23 protein-coding genes and 1 tRNA gene are annotated in these 23,201 nt (G+C 62.7%); 7 read left to right on the top strand and 17 right to left on the bottom strand.

What is annotated here, in order from left to right:
* Positions 1 to 133 precede the first annotated feature (133 nt).
* The 6 genes from VSR68_RS38300 to VSR68_RS38275 all read right to left on the bottom strand — a co-directional run bounded on the left by VSR68_RS38300 (position 134) and on the right by VSR68_RS38275 (position 3,514).
* Entirely contained in the window at positions 134 to 385 is a 252-nt protein-coding gene (locus tag VSR68_RS38300; RefSeq protein ID WP_342944717.1) for a type I restriction-modification system subunit M N-terminal domain-containing protein, read from the bottom strand.
* A 577-nt stretch (positions 386 to 962) separates the two neighbouring features.
* A tRNA-Ala gene (locus VSR68_RS38295) sits at positions 963 to 1,038 on the bottom strand.
* Positions 1,039 to 1,090: 52 nt separating this feature from the next.
* Complete coding sequence (locus VSR68_RS38290) at positions 1,091 to 1,447, bottom strand: c-type cytochrome (protein WP_342944716.1); 357 nt, start codon at positions 1,445 to 1,447, stop codon at positions 1,091 to 1,093.
* Complete coding sequence (locus tag VSR68_RS38285) at positions 1,444 to 2,247, bottom strand: BON domain-containing protein (protein WP_342944715.1); 804 nt, start codon at positions 2,245 to 2,247, stop codon at positions 1,444 to 1,446. The genes VSR68_RS38290 and VSR68_RS38285 overlap by 4 nt, the downstream gene beginning before the upstream one ends.
* Positions 2,248 to 2,267: 20 nt before the next feature.
* Positions 2,268 to 2,855, bottom strand: coding sequence for a phosphoheptose isomerase (locus tag VSR68_RS38280; RefSeq protein ID WP_342944714.1), 588 nt, complete (start codon positions 2,853 to 2,855; stop codon positions 2,268 to 2,270).
* A 176-nt stretch (positions 2,856 to 3,031) separates the two neighbouring features.
* Complete coding sequence (locus VSR68_RS38275; protein WP_342944713.1) at positions 3,032 to 3,514, bottom strand: YraN family protein; 483 nt, start codon at positions 3,512 to 3,514, stop codon at positions 3,032 to 3,034.
* On the opposite strand from VSR68_RS38275, the gene rsmI reads away from it, so the two are divergent.
* Positions 3,513 to 4,388, top strand: a complete 876-nt coding sequence (rsmI, locus tag VSR68_RS38270; protein ID WP_342944712.1) for a 16S rRNA (cytidine(1402)-2'-O)-methyltransferase — start codon at positions 3,513 to 3,515, stop codon at positions 4,386 to 4,388. The genes VSR68_RS38275 and rsmI overlap by 2 nt on opposite strands.
* 104 nt (positions 4,389 to 4,492) lie before the next feature.
* On the opposite strand, the gene VSR68_RS38265 is transcribed toward rsmI, so the two are convergent.
* Positions 4,493 to 5,092 (bottom strand): septal ring lytic transglycosylase RlpA family protein, encoded by a 600-nt coding sequence (locus VSR68_RS38265; RefSeq protein ID WP_428983678.1) that lies wholly within the window; start codon positions 5,090 to 5,092, stop codon positions 4,493 to 4,495.
* Between the two features lie 646 nt (positions 5,093 to 5,738).
* Between VSR68_RS38265 and VSR68_RS38260 the strand changes: the two genes are divergently transcribed.
* The 3 genes from VSR68_RS38260 to VSR68_RS38250 all read left to right on the top strand — a co-directional run bounded on the left by VSR68_RS38260 (position 5,739) and on the right by VSR68_RS38250 (position 7,556).
* Complete coding sequence (locus VSR68_RS38260) at positions 5,739 to 6,383, top strand: MBL fold metallo-hydrolase (RefSeq protein WP_342944710.1); 645 nt, start codon at positions 5,739 to 5,741, stop codon at positions 6,381 to 6,383.
* Entirely contained in the window at positions 6,380 to 7,006 is a 627-nt protein-coding gene (locus VSR68_RS38255) for an exonuclease (protein WP_342944709.1), read from the top strand. Before VSR68_RS38260 ends, VSR68_RS38255 begins: the two co-directional genes overlap by 4 nt.
* 91 nt (positions 7,007 to 7,097) lie before the next feature.
* Positions 7,098 to 7,556: an Lrp/AsnC family transcriptional regulator gene (locus tag VSR68_RS38250; RefSeq protein ID WP_012399541.1), complete on the top strand. Its 459-nt coding sequence runs from the start codon at positions 7,098 to 7,100 to the stop codon at positions 7,554 to 7,556.
* Between the two features lie 20 nt (positions 7,557 to 7,576).
* Here VSR68_RS38250 and VSR68_RS38245 read toward each other — a convergent pair whose 3' ends face one another.
* From VSR68_RS38245 to VSR68_RS38235, 3 genes are all read right to left on the bottom strand, one after another.
* Positions 7,577 to 8,779: a cation diffusion facilitator family transporter gene (locus tag VSR68_RS38245; RefSeq protein WP_342944708.1), complete on the bottom strand. Its 1,203-nt coding sequence runs from the start codon at positions 8,777 to 8,779 to the stop codon at positions 7,577 to 7,579.
* Between the two features lie 250 nt (positions 8,780 to 9,029).
* Positions 9,030 to 9,332, bottom strand: coding sequence for an H-NS histone family protein (locus VSR68_RS38240; protein WP_342935485.1), 303 nt, complete (start codon positions 9,330 to 9,332; stop codon positions 9,030 to 9,032).
* 356 nt (positions 9,333 to 9,688) lie between these two features.
* The gene (locus VSR68_RS38235; protein ID WP_342944707.1) at positions 9,689 to 10,354 is read right to left on the bottom strand and encodes a HugZ family protein; all 666 of its coding nucleotides are present in this window, start codon (positions 10,352 to 10,354) and stop codon (positions 9,689 to 9,691) included.
* A gap of 193 nt (positions 10,355 to 10,547) precedes the next feature.
* Between VSR68_RS38235 and VSR68_RS38230 the strand changes: the two genes are divergently transcribed.
* Positions 10,548 to 11,759 (top strand): MFS transporter, encoded by a 1,212-nt coding sequence (locus VSR68_RS38230; RefSeq protein WP_342944706.1) that lies wholly within the window; start codon positions 10,548 to 10,550, stop codon positions 11,757 to 11,759.
* A 377-nt stretch (positions 11,760 to 12,136) separates the two neighbouring features.
* Here VSR68_RS38230 and VSR68_RS38225 read toward each other — a convergent pair whose 3' ends face one another.
* Together VSR68_RS38225 and VSR68_RS38220 are read right to left on the bottom strand one after the other, a co-directional pair.
* Positions 12,137 to 13,135, bottom strand: coding sequence for a cupin-like domain-containing protein (locus tag VSR68_RS38225; protein WP_342944724.1), 999 nt, complete (start codon positions 13,133 to 13,135; stop codon positions 12,137 to 12,139).
* A 227-nt stretch (positions 13,136 to 13,362) separates the two neighbouring features.
* Positions 13,363 to 14,508: a branched-chain amino acid ABC transporter substrate-binding protein gene (locus VSR68_RS38220; RefSeq protein WP_342944705.1), complete on the bottom strand. Its 1,146-nt coding sequence runs from the start codon at positions 14,506 to 14,508 to the stop codon at positions 13,363 to 13,365.
* 930 nt (positions 14,509 to 15,438) lie between these two features.
* Here VSR68_RS38220 and VSR68_RS38215 point away from each other — a divergent pair.
* Together VSR68_RS38215 and VSR68_RS38210 are read left to right on the top strand one after the other, a co-directional pair.
* Entirely contained in the window at positions 15,439 to 16,137 is a 699-nt protein-coding gene (locus VSR68_RS38215) for a dienelactone hydrolase family protein (RefSeq protein WP_342944704.1), read from the top strand.
* A 111-nt stretch (positions 16,138 to 16,248) separates the two neighbouring features.
* Positions 16,249 to 17,793, top strand: coding sequence for an amidase (locus VSR68_RS38210; RefSeq protein WP_428983681.1), 1,545 nt, complete (start codon positions 16,249 to 16,251; stop codon positions 17,791 to 17,793).
* A 28-nt stretch (positions 17,794 to 17,821) separates the two neighbouring features.
* Here the strand turns inward: VSR68_RS38210 and VSR68_RS38205 are convergent, their stop codons facing one another.
* The 5 genes from VSR68_RS38205 to VSR68_RS38185 form a co-directional block, all read right to left on the bottom strand.
* The gene (locus VSR68_RS38205; protein ID WP_342944702.1) at positions 17,822 to 19,126 is read right to left on the bottom strand and encodes an MFS transporter; all 1,305 of its coding nucleotides are present in this window, start codon (positions 19,124 to 19,126) and stop codon (positions 17,822 to 17,824) included.
* A gap of 275 nt (positions 19,127 to 19,401) precedes the next feature.
* Positions 19,402 to 19,713 carry a high-potential iron-sulfur protein gene (locus tag VSR68_RS38200; protein WP_342944701.1) on the bottom strand — a complete coding sequence of 104 codons (312 nt, stop codon included), beginning with the start codon at positions 19,711 to 19,713 and terminating at the stop codon, positions 19,402 to 19,404.
* Positions 19,714 to 20,054: 341 nt separating this feature from the next.
* Positions 20,055 to 21,161, bottom strand: coding sequence for an NAD(P)/FAD-dependent oxidoreductase (locus VSR68_RS38195; RefSeq protein ID WP_342944723.1), 1,107 nt, complete (start codon positions 21,159 to 21,161; stop codon positions 20,055 to 20,057).
* A gap of 292 nt (positions 21,162 to 21,453) precedes the next feature.
* Positions 21,454 to 21,741 (bottom strand): DUF4148 domain-containing protein, encoded by a 288-nt coding sequence (locus VSR68_RS38190; RefSeq protein WP_342944700.1) that lies wholly within the window; start codon positions 21,739 to 21,741, stop codon positions 21,454 to 21,456.
* 223 nt (positions 21,742 to 21,964) lie between these two features.
* Positions 21,965 to 22,942 (bottom strand): AAA family ATPase, encoded by a 978-nt coding sequence (locus VSR68_RS38185; RefSeq protein WP_342944699.1) that lies wholly within the window; start codon positions 22,940 to 22,942, stop codon positions 21,965 to 21,967.
* Between the last annotated feature and the right edge of the window lie 259 nt (positions 22,943 to 23,201).

The following is a 23,201-nucleotide window of genomic DNA, read 5'->3' as shown; positions in this document are numbered from 1 at the left end:
CCTGCGGTGTGCGTCCGGCCTTGACCAATTCCACCATCTGCGCCCGGAATTCCGGCGGGTACGGTGTACGAGTCTTGCCCATTTCGGCACCTCCTCTTCAAAAAGAATAGGTGTCCGTTTTTGCGGGCCAACCTCAGTAGAGGCGGTTGGCTTCATCTAGCTTTGCGATCTCGGTATCAAATTCGAACTTATCGAAGATGTCGCGGGCGCGCGGCGAGAATCCCTGAATATAGGCGATAAGGTTGCCCGCGATATTGGGTGCATCGCCCAGCAGCTTTTCAAATGTGAAGCCGCTAGTGTTGAACAGCTCTTGCTTGCGGCCAGTGGTAGCCGATACGCGAAAGAGCTTTCTCCAGCGCGGGGCCAGTGATGCGTTTGCGTTCAAGACGCTTTTTTTCCTCCAGCACCTTCTGCTTGTTCTCGGCCAGCACCAGATCGAAGCGGCGCAAAACAATCAGCGGCAGCATGACGCGGCGATACTGCGGTGGACGGTAGGGGGCCGCGCAGCTTATTGGCAATATTCCAGATGAACCCGACCAGGCTTTGGTGTTGTGCGCTTTGCATGAGCTTTCTAAATACTGTCTAAATTTGTCGATTGCTATTTCTTCACAGCATTGACCGGTGGCTGATACCCCGGGCGCGAACCGTGCTTTCTACCCCGTACGAGGCCAACGGTCGATCAGCCAAGGATGGTACTGCTCTTCTCTAAGATTGTGATCGGGCGACGCATCGACGCTCCAGCGCAAGAGCATGCAGCCCGCGACCGCAGCACGTGCACGAACTGTCGGTCATGCTGTAGTGCATCCAGATAATCTGGGGCGGGTGAAGCGCGGGTGCGACACCAAATCCAATCCAGCACGCAATCTATCTTCGCTAATTGACGAATCGGATGTTCCGGAAACAAAAAACCCCGCGACCCTTACGGGACGCCGGGTTTGCGGAATACGACAGAATCTACTGCAATGTGCGGAGGAGGATCGAACTCCCGACCTTCGCATTGCGAACGCGACGCTCTCCCAGCTGAGCTACCGCCCCACGATCACGCGATTCTAGCACAGTGCATTCTTAACGCACCATCCCGCAACTAGCGTCATTTAGCCGGTGCCCCAGCCAGCACCCAATCGACGACGATGCGGATATCCGCATCGCTCATCGCCGGATGAGCGGGCATCGGAATCGCGCCCCACACGCCCGATCCGCCGTCCTTCACCTTGCGCGCGAGCATCGCGGGAGCCCCGGCATTGCCCTTGTACTTCTCCGCGACCTGCTGAAACGAAGGTCCAACGAGTTTCCGATCGACCGCATGACAACCCATGCACGCGTTGCTTCGTGCGATCGCGAGCCCGCGCGGCGTATCGGCGGCGGACGCAGACAACGCAAACGCCCCCACAGCCAAACTCACCAGCACCCCGCACAGCACGCGCCTGACAAAGAATCCCAATCTCATTGCACCGCCTTAGGACTCCCCGGATGGACCGCCGTCGAATTGCTGACGGGCGCAGGCGACTGTTGCTCCAGCGGACGCGAAGTCACCGACGAATCCGGCACCGCGCCCGACGTCACATCCGCAGCTTCCGGTTGCGCGGCGGCTGCCGGCGCACTGGAAGCAGCCGAAGCCGCCGCCGCCGATGCCGCCACCGCTTCCTGCGGCTGGATGTACTGGAAGACCTTCACAACCTGCACGACGCCCGGCACCCGGCTCGCGACATCCGCGCCCCGATTGCCTTCGTCGGCTGTCACGAGCCCCATCAGATACAGCGTCCCGCGCTCGCACACCACCTTGTAGTTGTTCGCCGAAATATCCTTCTCGGCGATCAGCGCCGTCTTCACGCGCCCCTCGAGATACGTGTCGTTACTCCGCGACGAGAAATCGCTCGCCGGCGCAATAACCAGTTCGTTGACGATCGCATTCACGTTGTTGAGGCTTCGCACGACGCTTTCCGCGCGCGCCTTCGACACCTCGCCGGCCACTTCGCCCGTCAGCAGCACGCGCCGGTTGAATACCGTCACGTTGACGTGCGCATTGTCCGGCAGATTCTGGCTGATCAGCGACATCGCCTTGACCTGAATCTCGCGGTCTTCCGTCTGCGCGCCGAGCGTGCGCCGATCGGTCGCGACGAGCGCGCTGCCGCCCGCCGCCGCGCCGACAGCCAGCACGCACCCCTGCAGCGTCGCGGCCAGTCCGGCGACGAGCCCAACCACCAGCGTGGTCCTCACAAACGTACTCTTCACGCGATATGCGCTCATCAACTCGCTCTCCTTCGGAATCATTCTTCGCCGAGCAACATGGCATCGATGCCGTCGCACAGACTATGGATCGTCAACAGATGCACTTCCTGCACGCGCGCCGTGCGCTCGGACGGCGCGCAAAGATGGATGTCGGTATCGTGCAGCACTTCATTGATCTTGCCGCCGCCCTTGCCCGACAGCGCGACGACGATCATCTCCCGGTCGTGCGCGTCGTCGATGGCGGCGAGGATATTCGCAGGATTGCCGGATGTCGAGATGGCGAACAGCACGTCGCCCGGCTGTCCGAGCGCGCGAACCTGCGTCGCGAAGATCTGATCGAGCGAAGCGTCGTTGGCTATGCCGCTGAGGATCGACGAACTCGTCGTCAGCGCGATGGCGGGCAACGCCGGCCGTTCGCGCTCGAAGCCGCCGATCAGTTCGGCAGCGAAGTATTGCGCGCCGGCAGCGGATCCGCCGTTGCCGCACGCCAATATCTTGTTGCCGTTCGCGAGCGCGGCAAACATCGTGTCGACGGCGGCTGCGATCGGCATCGACAGGCTTTCTAATGCTGCGAGTGTGACTGCCGCGCTGTCGCGGAAGTGTTGTTGAATGCGTTCGACTGACATCGACTCTCTATCGTGTACTGCATGCGCCACCCGCCCGGCGACGCTGGTTCATGTGGACGTTCGTCCTTCCCTGCGCGACTGCATACGGCCGCTCCAATCGGCACGCCCCGATACGATAGCGCGCCGCCCCGTGCGCGTCCGCAAGTTTATCGTACTCACACTACTATTCCGGCGCTTCAACAGCTGGCAGCGCAGTCGTCCGCGCGAAAAGCATCGCGCAGCCACAGCAGACGTCCGCGCTCGAACGCGATCACATCGAAGCGGCACGCCGGCATCGCGCCATCATGTGCCGACAAAAAATGCTGCGCGGCGCGCACGATGCGTTGCTGCTTGCGCCACCCGACGCTCGCCGCCGCGCCGCCGTATCCGCTTTGCGCACGCGCCCGCACTTCGACGAACACCAGCGCGCCGTCCGGCTCCTTCATCACGAGATCGATTTCGCCGCCACGACAAACGACATTGCGCGCGACGAACCGCAAGCGCTGCCGCTGAAGAAACGTCATCGCGCGCGTTTCGAATGCCGCTCCGACGGTTTTGGACCGGGCGCCATCGGAAAAGTTGTTCGGGCGGCCCGCTCCATCACGCGTGTCCTCTCGTGCGCGCGCGGGCGCGTGGCACAATGTCGGCCTTGTTTTGTGTGTCTGCGTCTTTCGTGTCATGACTCCTCTTTCCGAACTCGCGCAAGGGCAGCACTATCCCGCTTCCGCGCTCTATGTCGTGGCTACGCCGATCGGCAACATCGCCGACATCACGTTGCGCGCGCTGCACGTTCTCGGTCTCGTCGATCGCATCGCCGCCGAGGACACGCGCAACACAGGGCAACTGCTGTCGCGCTACGGCATCGCGAAGCCGCTCGTCGCCGTGCATCAGCACAACGAACGCGAGGCCGCGCAGCGCATCGTCGAGTATCTGCAGGCAGGCGAGCGCATCGCGTATGTCTCCGACGCGGGCACGCCTGGCATTTCCGATCCGGGCGCAAAACTCGTCGATGCCGTGCGCGAAGCCGGTTTCGCCGTCGTGCCGCTGCCCGGCGCAAGCGCGCTTGCGACCGCGCTCAGCGTGGCGGGAGACTGGGTCGCGACGTTCACGTTTCTCGGCTTCCTGCCGCCCAAAGCCAAACAGCGCGCCGCCGCGCTCGCGTCGCTCGCGAAGCATCCGCACGCGATGGTGTTCTACGAAGCGCCGCATCGGATCGTCGAAACGGTGCAGGCGCTCGCCGATGCCTTTGGCGGCGAACGTCGTCTGTTGATTGGCCGTGAGTTGACGAAGTTACATGAGGGATTGCATCGCTGCACCCTGGCCGAAGGGCCTAGGTGGCTCGAAGAAGATGCGAACCGGCAGCGTGGAGAATTCGTGCTGGTCGTGGAAGGCGCACCCGCCGAAGCCGAAGGCCAGCACGATCACGACGCGCTGCTTGGCTTGCTGCTGGAGGAGTTGTCGGTGAGCAGCGCGGCCAGAATCGCGGCAACATTGACGGGCGCATCACGTAACGCGTTGTACTCGCGCGCGCTAGCAATGAAAAAGGACGGCTGAAAGAAAAAAGGGCTGCGTAGTGCAGCCCTTTTTGCAGCCCGCAACGCAGCCCTCCATTGCAGAGATCGCGTCTCCGAATCCATCCCGGCAATGACGAGACGATCTTATTTGTCGTTCGAATCGCTCTGGTTCGAAGCCAGGATCTGATTCATCTCGGCCTTCGCCTCACGCTGCGTCAGCCCTTCGATCTTCACGCGCGCCGTGCCGATGCGTGCAAGGTGCAGGACTTTCGCGGCCGCATACGACAGGTCGATCACCCGGCCGCGCGCATACGGGCCACGGTCGTTGATCCGCACGACGACGGCGTCGTTGGTCGCCGGGTTGGTCACGCGTACATACGAGCCGAGCGGCAGCGTTCGATGAGCCGCCGTCAGCGCGTGCATGTCGAAGCGCTCGCCGTTCGCCGTCTTGCGTCCGTGGAAGCCGCGGCCGTACCAGGACGCGCGACCCAGCTGATGGAAGTCGGCGATATTGGGACCGTCGGTCAGCGGTTCAGCGTCCGCGAGCTTGCCCTTCTGACCTGCCGCATCCGGCAGTTCTTTCAAACCTGAACCATACGACGGCGGAGCGAGCGCAGCTTGCGCGTCCTTCGTTGCCGCGGACACACCGCTGACCTGGGTGTTCGCGCCCGGAGGCACCGCACAGCCGGCGAGTGCCAAAAAGGCAAAAACGCTCCCAACGCGTCGGGGTAGCCGAGTTTTCATAATACGAATTGATACAAATGCGAGCCGCATCACGCGAATGGCTGCGTGTTTGCTTGCGACTCCGGCGGCAAGGGGCCGACGCGCGCTGCGCAACGCTGGCGCAGAACGACAAAAGCCCGGACGCGGCACATTCAGCCGCAACCGCACGGTTAGTTTTCACGTCTGACGCAACCTGTCCCCGCAGATCAGCCAGACCCCACAAGCCGCCATCGAACGTTCACACGCTCAGCGCCGGAAACTCACAGCGCTCAGGAAGGCGGCGTAGGCCCCATCCGGCGTTACGGCAGCGAGGCCGTGGCAGGCGCGTGGCACCTGGCTGGACAGGACGTGCGCATCGACAAAAGCAATCGATGCTGGATTTGCCGTCGGATGCACCCGACAGCACTTGCTTGATGGTGAATCAGCACCGTTCATTCCAGTTTCATATGATGAAACGGCGGCTGCTCACCCAAAAGACAGCGCGGTCTCCCACGCTCAATACGCGCATTATAGCAAAAACTCAATTCCGTGTTCCCTACCTGCTGATTCCGTCGATGAATTCTCACTATTACTGTAAAAATGAGCATTCGCCAGTAGGCTTTCCGGCCAATGGCGCGTGTCGCGACGGTCGGTACAATCGAGCTTTTCACGTCTCGCACCGTCACTCATGAAAGTCACTCTGATCCCCGTCACGCCGTTCCAGCAGAACAGTTCGCTGCTCGTCTGCGAGCAGACCGGGCGCGCGGCCATCGTCGATCCGGGCGGCGATCTCGACATCATCAAGGGCGAGGTGGAACGCCAGAATGTGTCGATCGAAAAGGTGCTGCTGACGCACGGCCACATCGATCATTGCGCCGGCGCGAAGACGCTCGCCGCGCATTACGGCGTGCCGATCGAAGGTCCGCATGTCGACGAGCGTTTCTGGCTCGAAAAGCTACCCGAGCAAAGCACGCGCTTCGGCTTTCCCGCCGCCGATGCGTTCGAGCCGGACCGCTGGCTCGACGACAACGACACAGTGACGTTCGGCAACGAAACGCTAGAGGTCTATCACTGCCCCGGCCACACGCCGGGACACGTGATCTTCTTCAGCCGCGCGCATCGTTTCGCGGTGGTCGGCGACGTGCTGTTCGCCGGCTCGATCGGACGCACGGACTTTCCGCGCGGCAATCACGGCGACCTGATCCGCTCGATCCGCGAAAAGCTCTGGCCGCTCGGCGACGATGTTACCTTCGTCCCGGGCCACGGCCCGACGTCGACATTCGGCGACGAACGGCGCACGAATCCCTACGTCGCGGACGGAGTCAGCGCATGACGGTGGAAATCTATGTGAGCACGGACGTCGAAGCGGATGGCCCGATTCCCGGTCCGCATTCGATGCTGAGCTTCGCGTCGGCGGCTTATACGGCGGACAAGCTGCTGATCGGCACGTTCTCGGCCAATCTCGAATTGCTCGAAGGCGCGGCGCCCCATCCCGTGCAGGAAGCGTGGTGGAAGACGCAGCCCGAAGCGTGGGCCTCGTGCCGCAAGGATTTGCAGCGGCCGGAGGCGGCGCTCGTCACGTATGTCGAGTGGGTCGAAGCGTTGCCGGGCAAGCCGGTGTTCGTGGCGATGCCCGCAGGCTTCGATTTCACGTTCATGTTCTGGTACATGATGCGTTTCGCCGGCCGCTGCCCGTTCTCGTGGTCCGCGCTCGACATCAAGACGCTCGCGTTCGCGATGACGGGTTTGCCGTATCGCAAGTGCATCAAGCCGCGTTTTCCGAAGCACTGGTTCGACGATCATCCGCACACGCATGTCGCACTCGATGACGCGATCGAGCAAGGCGCGCTTTTTTGCAACATGCTCGCCGACCTGCGGGCGCGTCAGAGCTTGATATTGTCCGATGTTGAAGGGGACGACTCAGCAGAAAACGCCAAAGACCCGGCGCGAAATTAGGTAATCTCCCTCAGCAAGGGCAGCTTCGGTTGCGTTTCGTTTTCCGTGCCTCTAACATTGACGAAAAGGCGACGCGACAACGGAGGCGCAGTTGACACTCGATACGTTCTCTCAAAAGATCCTGCGTCTTTTGCAACTCGACGCGCGCCGTTCGGTGCAGGAAATATCCGATCAGGTCGGGCTCTCCAGCACGCCGTGCTGGCGCCGCATCAAGGACATGGAGCAATCGGGCATCATCCAGCGCTACACGGCGTTGCTCGACCGCGAAAAACTCGGTCTCCATGTCTGCGCGCTCGCGCATATTCACCTCACGCGTCACACGGAAGGCGGCGTCGAACAGTTCGAGCGGGAAATCGCCACCTGCCCCGAAGTGACCGAGTGCTACAGCACCACGGGCGAATCCGATTACATCCTCAAGATCGTCGCGCCCGACATCAAGGCATACGACACCTTCTTGCACGACCGCATCTTCAAGATTCCCGCCGTCGCACAAGTACGCACGAGCGTCGTGCTGCGCGAGATCAAGTTCGATACGCAATTGCCGCTCTGACGCCGCCGCGCGGGCGACGGTCACGCATCGCCGCGCGGCTCGCGCGCGAGTTCCTCGCCGGCCGTCGATACATCGACCGCGTGCGTGACGTTCAGCTTGCGCGCGCCCAGCTTGCGCTTGAGCGCATCGAGATCGACCCGCGCCAGCTGCTGCGCTTCGCTTTCCAGCGCGCCGAGCCTCGACGGCTGCAACGTGACCTCGACGTCGAGACCCGTGCTCAGATAGTGCAGGTTCACCGTGGCCGCCGTGAGCCCTTGCGCGGCGAGCGCGGATTCGACTTCAGCGGCGATCTTTGCACGCGGCGGCAAATTGACGGGCGGCCGCGCGATCGCGTCGTTTTCCGGGTCTACGTGAATCAGCGCGTCGAGCACGCGGCTGTCTACCAGCACCCGTGAGCGCGCCGTCTCCGCGATGTAGTGGCCTTCGGAAACCGAGATCATCGGATCGACAAGAATGTGCGCGTCGACGAGCGCGAAATCGCCCATCTTGCGCGTGCGCAACTCGTGCACGTCCCGCACGCCGGGCGTCGACATCAGCCGTGTGCGTAGATCGGCGGTGGCCGATTCGTCGAGCGCGCGATCGGACAAATCCTGGAGCGCGTCCCAGCCGAACGTCCAGCCCATACGCGCGACCATGAAGCCGACGATGGCCGCGGCGATGGGATCGAGCAGCCTCACGCCGGCCAGACTCCCGAGAATGCCGAGCGCAACCACCAGCGACGACGCCGCGTCCGACCGCGCATGCCAGGCGTTCGCGATCAGCATCGCGGAACGCACGCGCTGCGCCTCGTGCAGCATGTAGCGGAAGAGCCCTTCCTTCGACAGCAGCACGACCACGGCCACGGCCAGCGCACTCATATGCACGGCCGGGATGTGCTGAAGATCGGTGAGCCGCGTGCCCGCGCGCCACAACATGCCGACGCCGACCGAGATCAGCAATCCGCCCAGAAAAAGCGAAGCGACCGTTTCGTAGCGGCTATGTCCGTAATTGTGATCGGCGTCCGGTTCCGCGCCGCTATGGCGATTCGCGACCAATACGACAAAATCCGAAATAAGATCGGCAAGCGAATGCACGCCGTCCGCGACGAGTGCCTGGGAATGCGCAATTACGCCCACGACGATCTGCACCGACATCAACACCGTATTGAGTCCGATGCTGACGTAAGTGCTTTTGCGCGCGACGCGCTGTTTTTCCGCCGATTGCCCGGCTACGTTGGAAGGCATGTGAAAGAAAGCAGGTTCGATGGTTTTAATTCTACCTGCTGCTCGGTGAAACCGCTGTTAAGCGACGAAAAAACATCTTTCAAATCAGATGCTTATCAAAACGCGAAGCATTCTCATTGTGAGGCTTTGCTCGTCGCGTATGAAGTTCAATAGCGCAGTCGGGCAATCACAGGCCAATAAAAAAACCGCAGCCGGAAAAGGGCTGCGGTTTTCTTTAATGCATTGCTCGCGATGCGAGCATTAAGTCATATTATTTCTCGATGAGAAATTTATCGCGATCCTGGCCTGCGATCCAGCGCGGCGGTTTGCCACGGCCTGACCATGTGCTTCCACTGGCGGGATCACGATATTTCGGCGCAACGCCAGCGCGCGGACGAGACGCCGCCTTCGCTGCCTTTGCGCGACCACCGCCGAGTTCGGCCAAAGTAATGCCGTAATCAGCCATTTTCTGCTTGATTTCGTTTAGCACTTCCGCATATTCGCGCGCTTTCGCCTCTTCGATCTGCTTCTCGAGCTTTTCGCGCTGCGCGAGTAGTTCCCTGTAGGAGGACATAGTTCCCTTGTGGTTCGATAAATGGACGTCGGTCTACGCCGAATAGTCCTGAAAGTGATCATGCCTCGGAATTTGCTGGCGAGATTAACACGAAATAGAAACCGGAGAAAAGACTCCGTGCGAAATTAATTAATCTCAATTTCATAAACTTTCACTACCGTCGCAATTGTCAGCGCTCTCCGCTCTATTATTCTTTCCCTGAAAAAACGGATCCAAGAATAACGCTCTATTTAATTAGCAAAACATGAAACACAAAAGTTAATTTACTCGGGAACATTTCATCGCATGCGAACTTGCGTCGCAAAATGCAAAATCATCTTTTACACGGCGGTTAAAACCCGACGATCGAACGGAATTCACGCCCCCGTCAGCCGCTCGATGCAATCCTCCAATGCGGCGCACAGCGCGTTGTCGTCGAGTGCCGGCGTTTCGAACGGAACACGGCTGCGCGCGCCCGCCATCTCGAGGTCGGCACCATAGCGGTCGATTCCCGCCAATCGCACATGCTGCGGCCGGCGCGGATGACGCTCGAAGAATTCGACCAGCCCCTCTTCTTCGTCGAACGAAACCGGGCCGAGCGGATCGAGTTCATCCGCCGTCAGCCAGCCCATCGCGCCAAAGCCGCCGATGTAGCGCATGCGTTCGACCGCCATCACCCAGAACGAGAAATCACCCAACACCAGGTAACGCTCGGCGTCCGGGTGATAGCGCAGATAGCGGTGGATCACGGGCGGCGTCGACTCGACGTGCTCGAACGTGCCGACCAGTGTGATCCGCTGGCCGTTGAGCACATCGCCGTCCGGTGCGTGGACGATCAGGAAGCCGGCGCGCGGGTCTAAATGAAGATTGCGCGTGTGTTCGGCGAGCCGGCTCACGAGTATGGTCGGGCGGTGGCGCGCGTCGGGCGCGAACGGCAGCACGGTCGGATACGGAAAGCCTTGCGGCTGACGCGCGTGCGTCGCGAGCGTGCCGATCGAAGCCTGATGCAGCAGATGCAGCGGAGCGTCAGCGGGGATGTTCAAGTGCGCGTCCTCGGTGGAATGGATGCGGCAGTCTGCGAAATCCAATGGTGAGCCGATGCGATGCAGACGCGCCGCGCGCGGATAGTCAATATTAGTTCAAGGGCTTGCCGGCACGACACGGGATGCTTCGCTAGAATCCAAAATCGCTTTCAGCGCGCTTCCCCCTGCTGTCTTCCCATTCACCGAGATCTCCGTGTCCGATCGTCCGTCCGATTCCGCCTCGCTGCCCGCCGCGCACCGCAATCTGCCCGTAGGCACGCGCAACCGCGCCCGCTACGCGACGATGGCGCTCTTTTTCATCGCGGGGATGATGTATGCGTCGTGGGGCGTTCATGTGCCGACGGTGCGCGATCGCTTCCATCTGAATCCCGCGATGCTGTCACTCGCGCTGTTCGCGGTCGCGGGCGGCTCGATCGGCGCGATGGTGACGAATGCGCCGTGGATTGCGCGCGTTGGCACGCGCCGCGCGTGTCTCGCGGGCGGACTCGCGATGTCCGCTTGCGGCGCGTTGATCCTCGTCGTCCCGTGGTACTGGATGCTGCTCGTCGTGCTGGCGATCTTCGGCGCGGGCATGGCGACACTCGACGTCGCGATGAACGCCGAGGCCAGCGCCGTCGAAGAGGCGCTCGGGCGGCCGATCATGTCGTCGCTGCACGGGATGTTCAGCGTCGGTGGCATGGCGGGCGCGGCCGTCGGCGGCGCGGCGCTCGCGCACGGCATGACGCCCGCGCTGCATCTGCTGCTCGCGTCGCTCGTCAGCGTGGGCGTGCTGGTCGCCGCGTGCCCTGCCGTGTTGCCGCACGTGCCGCACGCCGAGCATCCCGATGCGCACACGCCGCGCGCGAACCGCTGGCGCTCGCCGGCGCTGTGGGCGCTCGGCGCGATCGCACTGATTGCGCTGATCGCCGAGGGCGCGATGTACGACTGGGCGACCGTCTATATGCGCGACGTCGTCGCGTCGACGCCCGCCGTCGCCAGCGCCGCCTATGCGGCTTTCTCGGGCGGAATGGCGGCCGCGCGTTTCGCCGGCGACGCCGTGCGCGCGCGTTTCGGCGCGCCGCAGCTGATCGCCGCGAGCGCGTCGCTCGCGTGCGCGGGCATGATCGGCGCGCTGCTCCTGCCGAACGCCGTCGCCGCGCTGACGGGCTTCACGATGATGGGCCTCGGTCTCGCCAACATGATGCCGGTGTTGTTCGCGGCAGCGGCGCGCGTGAAAGGCATTCATGCCGCCGAAGGTCTCGCGCACGTCGCGGGCCTCGCGTACTTCGGCTTGCTGCTTGGGCCGGTGATCATCGGCGGCGTCGCGCAGGTGACGAATCTGCCGATCGGCCTGTCCGTCGTCGCGCTGTGCGCGGCGCTCGTCGCGTTCATCGGGCCGAAGGTGCTGCGCTGGCTCGGCATCTGAGCGCCTCCGCTCGCGTTCGTTGGCCTCGCCAACGCGTCGTGCGGCGCTACGTCACGTAACGTGCTACGTGACGTGCGCGGACATTTCACGGCACGCCACCTCGTCGCAAATCTCCAAGCATTTCGCCCATCGCACCAAACCCATTGTTTTTGTTAGGGTTCCAGACTATGCCGAGCGATCTCACACGCCGTGCGCGCAATGGCATAGGCTTTGCTCAAACGTCAGACGATGCGCGACGCAGACAAGCTCATCGCCTCACCGAACAACTAGCGACGGCAACTGAAGCGTCAGGGAGGACGGCGGACCGGAACATCGGTCCGCCGTATTTATCGCGGCATCGTCGTCTCGCGCGACGGAAGCCGCTCCGTCCCGATCGATCAAAGCTCGTGGAACGTGCTGTACGTCTGCCCGAAGTCGTTGCGTTCGAGAAAATTCGTGTAGGTCATCGTCACCGACGCGTCGAGCGCTTCGACGTAATGCCACCAGCCGATCGGCAGAAACAGCAGTTCACCCGGCTCGAGCGTGCACTCGATCATTCGTGCCTGCCGGACGGAAGGAAAGCGCTCGACGTCGATCGCGCCGCCGTCGATCTGCGAGTAGCAATGCAGATGGTTGTACATGTGCGCGGTATCGGTGAACGGCACGAGCAGCACGCGCTTGCGTCCGACCACTTGCGCCATCACGTTGTTGGTCAGATCGTGATGAAACGGCGTCTTCGTGCCGGCCGGTCCGAACCAGAAAAAGCCCGCGTCGGCGGCGCTCGCATCCAGATACTCGCGAACCGGCGGCGCATCGGCCCATAACGCCGCGAGCGCCTCACGGTTGCGCGACGCGTTGTTCGCCGTCATGTAGAAGTCGTTCGTCACGCCGCTCTGCTCGACGAGATCGACGTAGTCACGAAAACGCATCGTGCGCTTCAGCGCCGGCTGGTTGACCTCGTAGTCCGCGTCCGCATCGCGCCCGAATTGCACTTCGACTACCGCGTCGCCGCAGCGCGCACGGAAGTAATCGAAATTCCATCGCTCGCGCGCGGGCCACGAATCGAACATGCCCGTGATGATCACAGGCCGGTTCTGGAAATAGAACCGCTCATAAAACGCATCGCGCGGCAGACGCGCGCATCGTTCGATGGAATCCGCTCCGGCGCGCATGCGATTCAGGTCGCCATACACGGAAAGCATCCATTCGCGCTTACGCAAACGATTGCGCAAGCGCGAACCCGCTTGAAAATAAGGGCTTTTCAGCGTGCTATCGATTTCGCATGACGCGTGATCGCGTTCGAACCCGTGCTGAACGAGCACGGCATGCACGGTTTCGGGCGCGGCGTCGAGCAACAGGTTCTCGGCGATCCAGCGACGCCATTCGTCATCGATCAGACGTGTCACGACAGCCCCCAAACGTTGATGTCCCGTTCGACAATATCTCCGGCATTGCGCACGAACGTGCAAAGTGATGCGCAAGGCGCGCGCCCGCGAAGCAAGCCCGACACGCATGAAAAACAAAAGGCACGCGGGTCGAAACCCGCGTGCCTTCTTAGTGCCTTCCGGCCGGCTCGCGTCAGACGGAAAGCGGCGAGCCGCTTGTCCGTCCGCGATAACCGCTCTTACATCTTGACGACGTCGAGCAGCGTCTTCTTGCCTGCCTTGTAGTTGTACAGCGAGATCACGCCGTGCTTCAGGTCGCCCTTCGAATCGAACGTGGTTTCGCCGATCACACCCTTGTAGTCGGTGTTCGGCATCGCAGCGAGGATCTTCGCCGGATCGGTCGAGTTCGAACGCTTCATTGCGTCGACGATGATGTACACAGCGTCATACGTGAACGGAGCGTAGATCTGGATCGGCTGGCCGAAGCGCTTCTGATACTTCGCCTGGAACGCCGCGCCGCCTTCCATCTTCTCGAGCGCCATGCCGGCTTCCGAGCAGACGATATTGTCGGTTGCGTCGCCTGCCAGGTCGGACAGCTTGTCGGTACACACGCCGTCGCCAGCCAGCACCTTCGCGCGCAGGCCAAGCTGCTTCGCCTGCTTCGCGAACGGGCCGCCCGTTGCGTCCATGCCGCCGTACATGATGGCGTCGGGGTTTTCGCCCTTGATCTTCGTCAGAATGGCGCGGAAGTCGACGGCCTTGTCGTTCGTCGCGTCATGCGACATCACGTTCAGGCCCAGCGACTTGGCCGTCTTCTCGAATTCGTTTGCGAGACCCTGGCCATAAGCCGTCGAGTCGTCGACGATCGCGACGCTCTTCACCTTCAGGCCCTTCGCTGCGTAGTTAGCCAGTGCGGGACCTTGCTGCGCATCGGTCGCGACGACGCGGTACGTCGTCTTGAAGCCCTGTTGCGTGTAGGCCGGGTTCGTTGCCGACGGCGAGATCTGAACGATGCCTGCATCGCTGTAGATCTTCGAAGCCGGAATCGACGTGCCCGAGTTCAGGTGGCCGACCACGGCAACGACCTTGTCGTCGACCAGCTTCTGCGCGACCTGCGTAGCCGTACGCGGGTCGGCTGCGTCGTCCTGTGCGTCCAGTTGCAGCGTGACCTTCTGGCCGCCGACCGTCAGCCCCTTCGCGTTGATTTCCTCGACTGCGAGACGTGCGCCATTCTCGTTGTCCTTGCCCAGGTGAGCGATGCCCCCGGTCAAAGGTGCAACATGGCCGATCTTGACAACGGTGTCGGCCGAAGCCGTCGTCGCCATCGTTGCAAACAGCATCGCCGCAGCGCTGATCGGCAACAGCTTTTGAATTTTGATGTTCATGTAAGTCTCCGATTTCGGTCCCAAAAACAACGTAATCGCCCTTGTGCCCCGCTTCCTTCACGTGTCGCTCAAATCCCGTGGACGACTCCGCCGGATGCATCGTTCATGCACTTGGCAAGCACGCGTTCCAGCCTGTTTGTGGCAGGTGGCGCCCCGCGCTTGCGCGCAAGTGTAGGCCATCAAATTAATTTGTGGGGTTTTTTTGAGTAAGTGGGAACACTACCAATAGCGTTTGTCCCATTTAGTCGTGAATCGGGCCACAACGCTGCCCGGGAAGCGCCAATCCATACGGCTCTGGGGAATACGAGGCTTTCTTCTATAGCGTGGGTCTCAAGCTTTGCCGATATCGTCCGTTAATGCGCCGGATATGCGCCGATCCCGTCATAACGCGTGAACGTAAAGGTGATAAAGCAGCACTGAGAACGTTCTCATTTTTTCTTATGCGCTGCTCGCTATATATAGGTGTAGGTGCAAGCGGCACTTTCGCGTTCGACGCACGCGCGGATGCCGTGGCTCCCACGTGAAACTCTGCGCATAGCGCGCCGATCGGTATCGCTGCACTCACGCCCGTCGCGGCGCTTGCGTGCATTCGGCGCATTCAGGATTGCGTTCCTCATACGAGTGCGTGGACGCGTGCGCGACTCATGCATCGACGCCTGCGAAGCCCGCGCGGCGGGCCGGCGAACCATCGCCAGCGTTTCAATCCGCTTACGGGAGCCGCGCTGTCGCCGAAGCGCGTCAGTCAACCGTCAGCGCGCGCGAGCGCTCGCTGCAGCCGCTTTCTTTTGATGGCACACTGAGCGCCCGCCTCGGGGCCGGGCGCGCGCAAACGATTGTCTGCCGGCAGCGGTCGAACGGCGGCGGTCAACAGCAGCAATTCAATAGCAGCAGCCCGACTGCGGCATCCCCGTTTATGCAAGGAGAAACAACGTGAGCGTGACTTCCCGATGGATCGACATTCCGACCGGCAATGACTCGTTTGGTGCGTACATGTCGACGCCGAAAAGCGGCAAGGGTCCGGCCGTCATCATCATTCAGGAGATCTTCGGCGTGAACGGCCACATTCGCGACGTCGTCGATCAATATGCGCAGGACGGCTATATCGCGATCGCACCGGACATCTTCTGGCGCACGCAGCCGCGCGTCGAACTTGGGTACGTGGGCGCGGACCGCGACAGGGGCATCGAGATCCTGCAAAAGACGAATGTCGAACTCGCCGTCGCGGACATCGGCGCAACGGCGACCGCGCTGCGCGCGATGCCCGAGGTAACGGGCAAGGTGGCGGGCATCGGCTACTGCTTCGGCGGACGTCTCGCGTATCTGGCGGCAGCCGAAGGCACGCTCGATATCGCCGTGGCGTACTACGGCGGCGGCATCCAGAACCAGCTCGACAAGGCGCCGCAGATCAAGGTGCCGATGCAGTTCCACTACGGCGAGCTGGACCACGGCATTCCGCCGTCGGCAGTCGGCGAAGTGAAGGAGCGCTTCGCGGGCCGCGACGACGCCGAGCTGTACCTCTACCCGAATGCCGATCACGGCTTCAACTGCACCGAGCGCGCGAGCTATCACCAGCACTCCGCAGCGCTCGCGCACGGCCGCACGCTGACTTTCCTCGCGACCCACGCGTAAGTTACGCTAGAGGCGTGACGTGGCTGCGTCGCGCCTGACGTCTGTGCGTCACGTCACCGGCAGCCCGCGCGTGTCGTCAACAACATGCCAAACGGGGCGGGGGCCTTCGTCGTGCAAGCCGATTATCTCGATCATGATGCGATCGGCCTCGCCGATCTCGTGCGCAAACGCAAGGTGAGCGCGCGCGAGCTGCTCGAAACGGCGATCGCGCGCGCCGAGGCCGCCAATCCCGCAATCAACGCGATCGTTCTGAAGGATTACGACGCCGCTCGCCAGCGCGCGTCACGCGAGCGCGTGAACGGCAGCGCGTTTGCGTCGGGTGCCAATGGGCAGGCCGCCGATGCGCCGGGCGCCGATGCGCTCGGCGACGGTCCGCTCGCCGGTGTGCCGTATCTGATCAAGGACCTAGGGCTGCCCGTCAGAGGGCTGCGCATGTCGATGGGCAGCCGCCATTACCGGCACTACGTTCCCACCGAAGACGCCCCGCTCGTCACGCTGACCCGCGCCGCCGGCCTCAACATCTTCGGCAAGACGAGCACGTCTGAAATGGGCCAGATGCCTTTTACGGAGCCCGAACTTTTCGGCCCGTGCCGCAATCCGTGGAGTCTCGATCACACGCCGGGCGGTTCGAGCGGCGGTTCGGCCGCGGCCGTCGCGGCGGGCATCGTGCCGCTCGCGCATGCGTCGGACGGCGGCGGTTCGATCCGCATTCCCGCTTCGTGCTGCGGCCTCTTCGGACTCAAGCCGTCGCGCGGGCGCCAGCCGCCGAATGCCGTGCCCGCGCCCGGCGAACTCGGCATCGATCACGCCGTCTCGCGCAGCGTGCGCGACAGCGCGTTGCTGCTCGACCTCACCTCCGGCAACGCGGAGCGGCCAATGGGCGCGCCCGGCACTTTCCTCGCCGCGACGCGCGAGCCGTGCAAGCCGCTGCACATCGCCTTCGTGACGGACCCGATGTTCGCCCCCGCGCTGTCCCTCGACGCCCGCGCCGCGCTCGACGATGCCGCGCAGCTCGCGGCGTCGCTGGGCCATCGCATCGAACCCGTTTCGCTCGGCATCGACTTCGCGAGGCTGCGCGAAGCGTTTCTGATGATCTGGTCGGTGAGCGCCGAAAATCTCGTGCTGAAGGCCGATCAGATCACCGGGCGCAAGCCGAACCGCGACCAGTTCGAAATCGCGACGTGGACGATGGGCCACATCGGACGCAAGCTCGGCGAGCGCGAGCTGCCCGAGGCGCTCGAAGCGCAGCGCAGCGTCAGCGCGAAACTCGCCGATCTGATGACGCGTTACGACGTGATCCTGTGCGCAACGCTTGCATCCGCACCGATCAAGATCGGCGAGATGCAGCCGACCGTCGGCGAGAAAATGCAGATGCGCGCGGTCACGACAGTCCCCGTCGAGCCGCTGATGCGCAAGCTGCTGACGGATGTGTCGAACAAGGCGTTCGCGTGGGCGGGCTGCACGGAGCTATTCAATCTGACGGGCCAGCCGGCGATGTCCGTGCCGCTCTACTGGAATGCGCGCGGCCTGCCCGTCGGCGTGCAGTTCGCGGCGCGCGAGGGCGGCGAAGCGACGTTACTGCGGCTCGCGGCTCAACTGGAGACGGCGCGTCCGTGGTTCGACAGGCGGCCGCCACTGATGCCCGCGCGAACCTAGGCCGTCGCAAACGCATTCTCAAAGACACTCAGGCAGGCTTGCGCATCGCGTCGAGATCGGCGTGACGCTGGGCGGGCACGCACGCGACGGCGACGATCGACAGCGCGAGCCCGCACATCACGTAGTACGTCGGCGCAAGCGGAGAGCCCGTCGTCTTGATGAGCCACGTGACAATGAACTGGCCGAAGCCGCCGAACAGCATCACCGCGAAGTTGTACGCGATCGAAAGTCCGATCGAGCGCACGTTCGCCGGAAAGAGTTCGGCCATCAGCGCGCCGAACGGGCCGTAGTAACCGGAGAGCGTGATCGACAGGATCGCCTGCACGACGATCAGCTTCGATACGCTCGGCGCCGCTTCGAGCCATACGAAGAGCGGATAGATCAGCAGCAGCGTGAGGATCAGCGACCACAGCGAAATGCCCTTGCGCCCGATGCGGTCCGACCACGCGCCCATCACCGGCGACAGCACCACGAGCAGCACATTGCCGACGATCACGGCCGTGAACGAATCCGCATAGGGCAGCTTCAGCTGCGTGACCGCGAAGGTCGGCAGATAGCTGATCAGCACGTAGATCGAAACCGTGAGCGCGATCACCGAGCCGAGTCCGCACAGCACGTCGCGGCTATGGTGGGCAAAAAGCTCACGGAGCGTCGCGCGGCGCGCGGTCTGCTTCGCGTGCAGAAATGCTTCGGAATCCGCGAGATGCCGGCGGATGTAGTAGCCGATCGGCCCGATCACGAGCCCGATGATGAACGGCACGCGCCAGCCCCAGGACTTGAGCGCTTCCGGCGACAACCCGCGCGTCACCAGCGCGCCGACGACGGCGCCGAGCAGCAGCGCCGCCGCCTGGCTCGCCATCTGCCAGCTGCCGTAGAAGCCGCGCTTCGAGAAAGGCGCCGCTTCGATCAGCAGCGCGGTCGAACTGCCGAACTCGCCGCCCGCCGAGAAGCCTTGCAGCAAGCGGCCGATCACGATGACAACCGGCGCGCCGATGCCGATCGCCGAGTACGGCGGCGCGATCGCGAGTAGCAGAATGCCGAGCGTCATCAGCGCGATCACGAGCGAGAGCGCAGCCTTGCGTCCCGCGCGGTCCGCGTACAGACCGAGCACGATGCCGCCGACAGGCCGCATCACGAACGCAACGCCGAAGCTCGCGGTCGTGAAGAGAATCGATGAATAGTCGCTGCTGGTGGGAAAGAACAGTTCCGCGATGACGACGGTGAGAAAACCGAAGACGGTGAAGTCATACCATTCGAGCGCGTTACCGATGACGGCCGCCGTGACTGCACGGGTATTGAGGCTCCTGGATGCACTCCTCGATGCTGTCGACATCCGTGTCTCCCGCCTTCGTCAAGGCGTCGGGTGCGTTGGATTGAAGTTCATTCGAATGGGGCGGCCAGGCCCCGCGCGCACGCCTTGCGAGTGTATAAGAGCACGACATTCCGTTTCAACCACATTCATAAGGCAAAAGCGTGTTCACAAAACAAGAGAGCGCCACGCCACATTGCGCGGCGGGCGCTCTCTTTCGGCTGCTGTGAATCTGCTGGAAATGGCACGCCGAGCGATGCTGCGATGCATCGCCCGTCACGCGTCCCATCGAACCTGGCTCAAGCCTTCTTGTTATATGCGCTGCACCAGCCCTTGTTCGCCACCTGCTTGCCCGCGAACATCGGGCACGGTGCATAGGCGTCGGTGGCTTTGCCCTGGAAGAAGCTGCAATTGCCGCAGTCCTGGCCGGCGGCGTATTTCGCGTACTTGGCCTTGTCGACTTTCGTCGCGTCTTCCTTGTAGCCGAGTGCCTGCGCAGTCGGATCGGATTCGGCGACCTTCGGCGCATCGGCGAATGCCTGGCGGGACAGCGCGAGCGAAGAAGCAACGCCGATGCTCGTGATCAAAAAGGTACGACGGGAATTCTTCATGGGGACTCACTCCGTTTCTCTTGTGGATATTGTGATCAAGCCGTTCTGATGACAGCCGTCCCCAAGCATAGCAATGAAGCCGACGCGCGTGATGCCTGAAATGCCCGTCATAAGCGAATCCGTAGCGTGGACGTTGAATCGCGCGCGGTCGGCTTATGAAGATCAGATGCGTGTCACGGCGGCGTCACCATCGCTACATAGCGGCGCTTGCGCGGAGTTGGTTTTGCGAATCCGCAGTTGGCTCTGCAAATCCGCAGTTGGCTCTGCGAATCCGCCGTTGGCTCCGCGAATCGGCCGTTGGCTTCGGGGAATCCGCCGTTGGCTCTGCGAACCGCTCGCAGCTACGCACGACCGCTCACTTCGCACACGCGCTGCGCGATCGCAAGCGATGCCGTCAGCCCCGGCGATTCGATGCCGAACAGATTCACCAGCCCGCGCACGCCATGCGCAGCGGGACCTTGAATCAGGAAGTCGGCAGCTGGCTCGCCCGGTCCCGACAGCTTCGGACGAATGCCCGCATAGGCCGGTTGCAGCGCTTCATCGGGAAGTCCGGGCCAGTACGCGCGGATCGCCGCATAGAACGACTCCGCGCGACGCGGATCGACGTCGTAGCCGATCGAATCGACCCATTCGACGTCGGGACCAAAACGCGTCTGTCCGCCGAGATCGATCGTCAGATGCACGCCGAGCCCCGCTTCGTTCGGCATCGGATAGATGAGGCGGCTAAACGGCGCGTGGCCCGACACGCTGAAGTAGTTGCCGCGCGCGAGATAAAGCGGCGGCACGTGGCGCGCGTCGAGTCCGCGTATCTTGCGCGCGAGCGCGTTTGCATGCAGGCCCGCGCTGTTGATCACGCACGCGGCGCCGATCGTGGTCGGCGAACTGCCGCCGACCTTCACGACAAAGCGCCCGTTGATCGCCTCGACCGCTTCGATAGGCGCATGAAACGCGCAGATTGCGCCGTCGCGTTCGGCGTCGCCGAGCAGCGCCAGCATCAACTGATGGCTGTCGACGATGCCCGTCTGCGGCGAGAACACCGCTTCGACGCATCGTAGCGACGGCTCCAGTTCCTGCGCTTCCTCGCCAGTGATGCGCATCAGGTCGAGCACGCCGTTTTCCTTGCCGCGCGCCATGAGGCTTTCGAGTTGAGGAATCTGGTTGCGAGCGGTCGCGACCAGCAACTTGCCGCAGCGCTGATACGGCACGCCGCGCTCGGCGCAGTAGTCGTAGAGCATTTCGCGGCCGCGCACGCAAAGCGTCGCCTTGAGCGAGCCGCGCGGATAGTAGATGCCCGCGTGTATCACTTCGCTGTTGCGGGAACTCGTGCCGACGCCGATGGCTTCGGCCGCTTCGAGCACGATCACTTCACGTCCACGCGCAGCCAGAGCGCGCGCGACGGCTAGACCGACGACGCCAGCGCCGATCACCACACATTCGATCTGATCCATGTCCATTGGACGCGGCTCGATGCGCCGCGTTCTGTCTCGTCATCCAACTGGATATCGAAAGCGTGCGGCACCGTATGAATCGCGGCCGCACGCTGTCGAACGCTTCACATGCACAATGCGAAATCGCACAGCGCGCCACAGACACAAATGCCCGCAGCCTGAACTGGCTGCGGGCATCGATATGTGGGAACGCTGGCGCGTTTGACTCAGTGTACGCCGACGACGCGCATTCCTGGTGAATTCGGGCGCACTCTCGCCGGCTGGCGTTCCGCGCGCGCCACAACAGGGTTGATCAATCCACGGCGGTTGTGCGTTTGAAAAGATGGTGCAGATTCACTTGCGCGACGGGCACCGTATAGCCGCCCGTCGCGAACTGCTGCGGGTACGCGGGCGCGTTCGGATTCAGGCTCAATTCGCCGTTCGCGCGCGCTTGCGCCAGTTCCGCCCTCACTTCGGCGCGCGTCTTCGGGCCGTTCTGTGTGGACGGCGTTTGCGACGGAGCCGGGCTATAGCCGCTCGCGAAAGCCGGCACGGCGACCACTGCGGAGATCAACAGCGCTACAAGCGAAGACTTTTTCATGATCGGTTCCTGACGTGAGGTTGGAAACGCGGTTCGCATTTCGATGAACGCAGTCTAGTCCTCGTCTATCACGTTGCCGACCCTGATTAATGGAATTGACTGTTGCCGGATTCATCCATATCGGACGCGAATCGCCCTTCATGCGACGTGGAATAGTCTCATCATTGGAACAATAAAAAGGCCGAGCAAGCGCGGCCCGTTCGCATGAATGGCGCTGGCGCCGTTAGAAACCGATCGGTTTGCGGCGCGAGTTGTAGTCAAGGCGGATGTCGTCGGAGCCGATGTGGTCGCGGCCCGCAATGCGCGCCGAGCCGAAGCCGTTCAGAATCGCGCGCCGCATTTCGCGCGGCGATGCTTGCGCCAGCGCATCGAGCGCTTCTTCGCCGATTTCCGCCGGAAAGCGCTGTCCCCAGCCATGCACCGAGCGGATCTCGTCGTAGATCGACTGCGCGATGCGGCGCGAGCCCTCGCGATCCGGCGGCGGAATCTCGTAGACGTTCATCCGGTTGAGGATCGGCTCGGGAATCGCGCGCTCGTCGTTCGCGGTCGCGATCCAGATCACATGGCCGGCGTTGATCGGAATCTCAGCGAACTCGTCGATGAACGTCTGCGCCGTGTCGTGTTCGAGCAATGCGTAGAGCGCGCCGAGCGGATCGTATTGCGAGTCGCCCGTGGCCTTGTCGATTTCATCGACGGCGATCACCGGGTTCGCGTAACTGCCGTGCACGAGCGCGTCGAACACCTTGCCCGGCTTCGCGTTCTTCCATTGCGACGATGCGCCCGACAAAATCCAGCCCGCCGTCAGCGAACTCATCGCGACATAGTGATACGACGTGCCGAGCATCCGCGCGAGCTGCTTTGCGAAGTGCGTCTTGCCGATGCCCGGATCGCCGAGCAACAAAATCGGCATCAGCTCCAGCCGGTCATCCGTTTCGAGGCACAGCGCGACCTGCTTGCGGATATCGTCGAGCGGCTCGGTGAAGTTCGGCAGCGCGCCGATCAGATCGTCGATCGACGGCATCCGGTTCGGCTTCACGCAAAAACGCAGATTGCCGACCTTCAGCATCTTCTCGTATGTCGAACGCAGTGCGTCGCTGGCGCCTTCGCTCAGTTCGTTCAGCGCCGTCTCCACCTGATCGAGGTCGTAGACCTTGCTGAACGATGCAACCGCGATTTCCTGTTTCACCATTGCCGTTGTCATCGCTTCACCCCGTTGTGCCGGACTTGCAGCCGCAGCGTCCCGGACGCCGCTCCGATTTCAGTGTAACGACGCCGCAATCCCATGCAAGCCAGCAGCCGCGCGGGTGTGCTGCTAACGACGGGCGGGCGAGGCGCTTGCTTGAATCGCCACGTCCGCGCCCTTATCTGCTGCACTGTTACCGCCGAAGGCTGAACCTTGGTTCCAGATCGGGTGTCAGAAAACCGTTATCTCGATAAAGCGTAAGATGGTCGGCGGTCGC

It is taken from the genome of Paraburkholderia phymatum (genome assembly GCF_038900715.1).
Taxonomy (GTDB): domain Bacteria; phylum Pseudomonadota; class Gammaproteobacteria; order Burkholderiales; family Burkholderiaceae; genus Paraburkholderia; species Paraburkholderia phymatum_A.
Note: the sequence above shows the minus strand (reverse complement) of the source record. Positions and strands in the feature narration are given on the sequence as shown.

What these genes read in the sequence shown, in the direction of transcription:
- VSR68_RS38290 (WP_342944716.1), bottom strand. Translation starts at nt 1,447, where the DNA reads ATGAGATTGGGATTCTTTGTCAGGCGCGTGCTGTGCGGGGTGCTGGTG.
- VSR68_RS38285 (WP_342944715.1), bottom strand. Translation starts at nt 2,247, where the DNA reads ATGAGCGCATATCGCGTGAAGAGTACGTTTGTGAGGACCACGCTGGTG.
- VSR68_RS38280 (WP_342944714.1), bottom strand. Translation starts at nt 2,855, where the DNA reads ATGTCAGTCGAACGCATTCAACAACACTTCCGCGACAGCGCGGCAGTC.
- rsmI (WP_342944712.1), top strand. Translation starts at nt 3,513, where the DNA reads ATGACTCCTCTTTCCGAACTCGCGCAAGGGCAGCACTATCCCGCTTCC.
- VSR68_RS38275 (WP_342944713.1), bottom strand. Translation starts at nt 3,514, where the DNA reads ATGACACGAAAGACGCAGACACACAAAACAAGGCCGACATTGTGCCAC.
- VSR68_RS38265 (WP_428983678.1), bottom strand. Translation starts at nt 5,092, where the DNA reads ATGAAAACTCGGCTACCCCGACGCGTTGGGAGCGTTTTTGCCTTTTTG.
- VSR68_RS38260 (WP_342944710.1), top strand. Translation starts at nt 5,739, where the DNA reads ATGAAAGTCACTCTGATCCCCGTCACGCCGTTCCAGCAGAACAGTTCG.
- VSR68_RS38255 (WP_342944709.1), top strand. Translation starts at nt 6,380, where the DNA reads ATGACGGTGGAAATCTATGTGAGCACGGACGTCGAAGCGGATGGCCCG.
- VSR68_RS38245 (WP_342944708.1), bottom strand. Translation starts at nt 8,779, where the DNA reads ATGCCTTCCAACGTAGCCGGGCAATCGGCGGAAAAACAGCGCGTCGCG.
- VSR68_RS38240 (WP_342935485.1), bottom strand. Translation starts at nt 9,332, where the DNA reads ATGTCCTCCTACAGGGAACTACTCGCGCAGCGCGAAAAGCTCGAGAAG.
- VSR68_RS38220 (WP_342944705.1), bottom strand. Translation starts at nt 14,508, where the DNA reads ATGAACATCAAAATTCAAAAGCTGTTGCCGATCAGCGCTGCGGCGATG.
- VSR68_RS38205 (WP_342944702.1), bottom strand. Translation starts at nt 19,126, where the DNA reads ATGTCGACAGCATCGAGGAGTGCATCCAGGAGCCTCAATACCCGTGCA.
- VSR68_RS38200 (WP_342944701.1), bottom strand. Translation starts at nt 19,713, where the DNA reads ATGAAGAATTCCCGTCGTACCTTTTTGATCACGAGCATCGGCGTTGCT.
- VSR68_RS38195 (WP_342944723.1), bottom strand. Translation starts at nt 21,161, where the DNA reads ATGGATCAGATCGAATGTGTGGTGATCGGCGCTGGCGTCGTCGGTCTA.
- VSR68_RS38190 (WP_342944700.1), bottom strand. Translation starts at nt 21,741, where the DNA reads ATGAAAAAGTCTTCGCTTGTAGCGCTGTTGATCTCCGCAGTGGTCGCC.
- VSR68_RS38185 (WP_342944699.1), bottom strand. Translation starts at nt 22,942, where the DNA reads ATGACAACGGCAATGGTGAAACAGGAAATCGCGGTTGCATCGTTCAGC.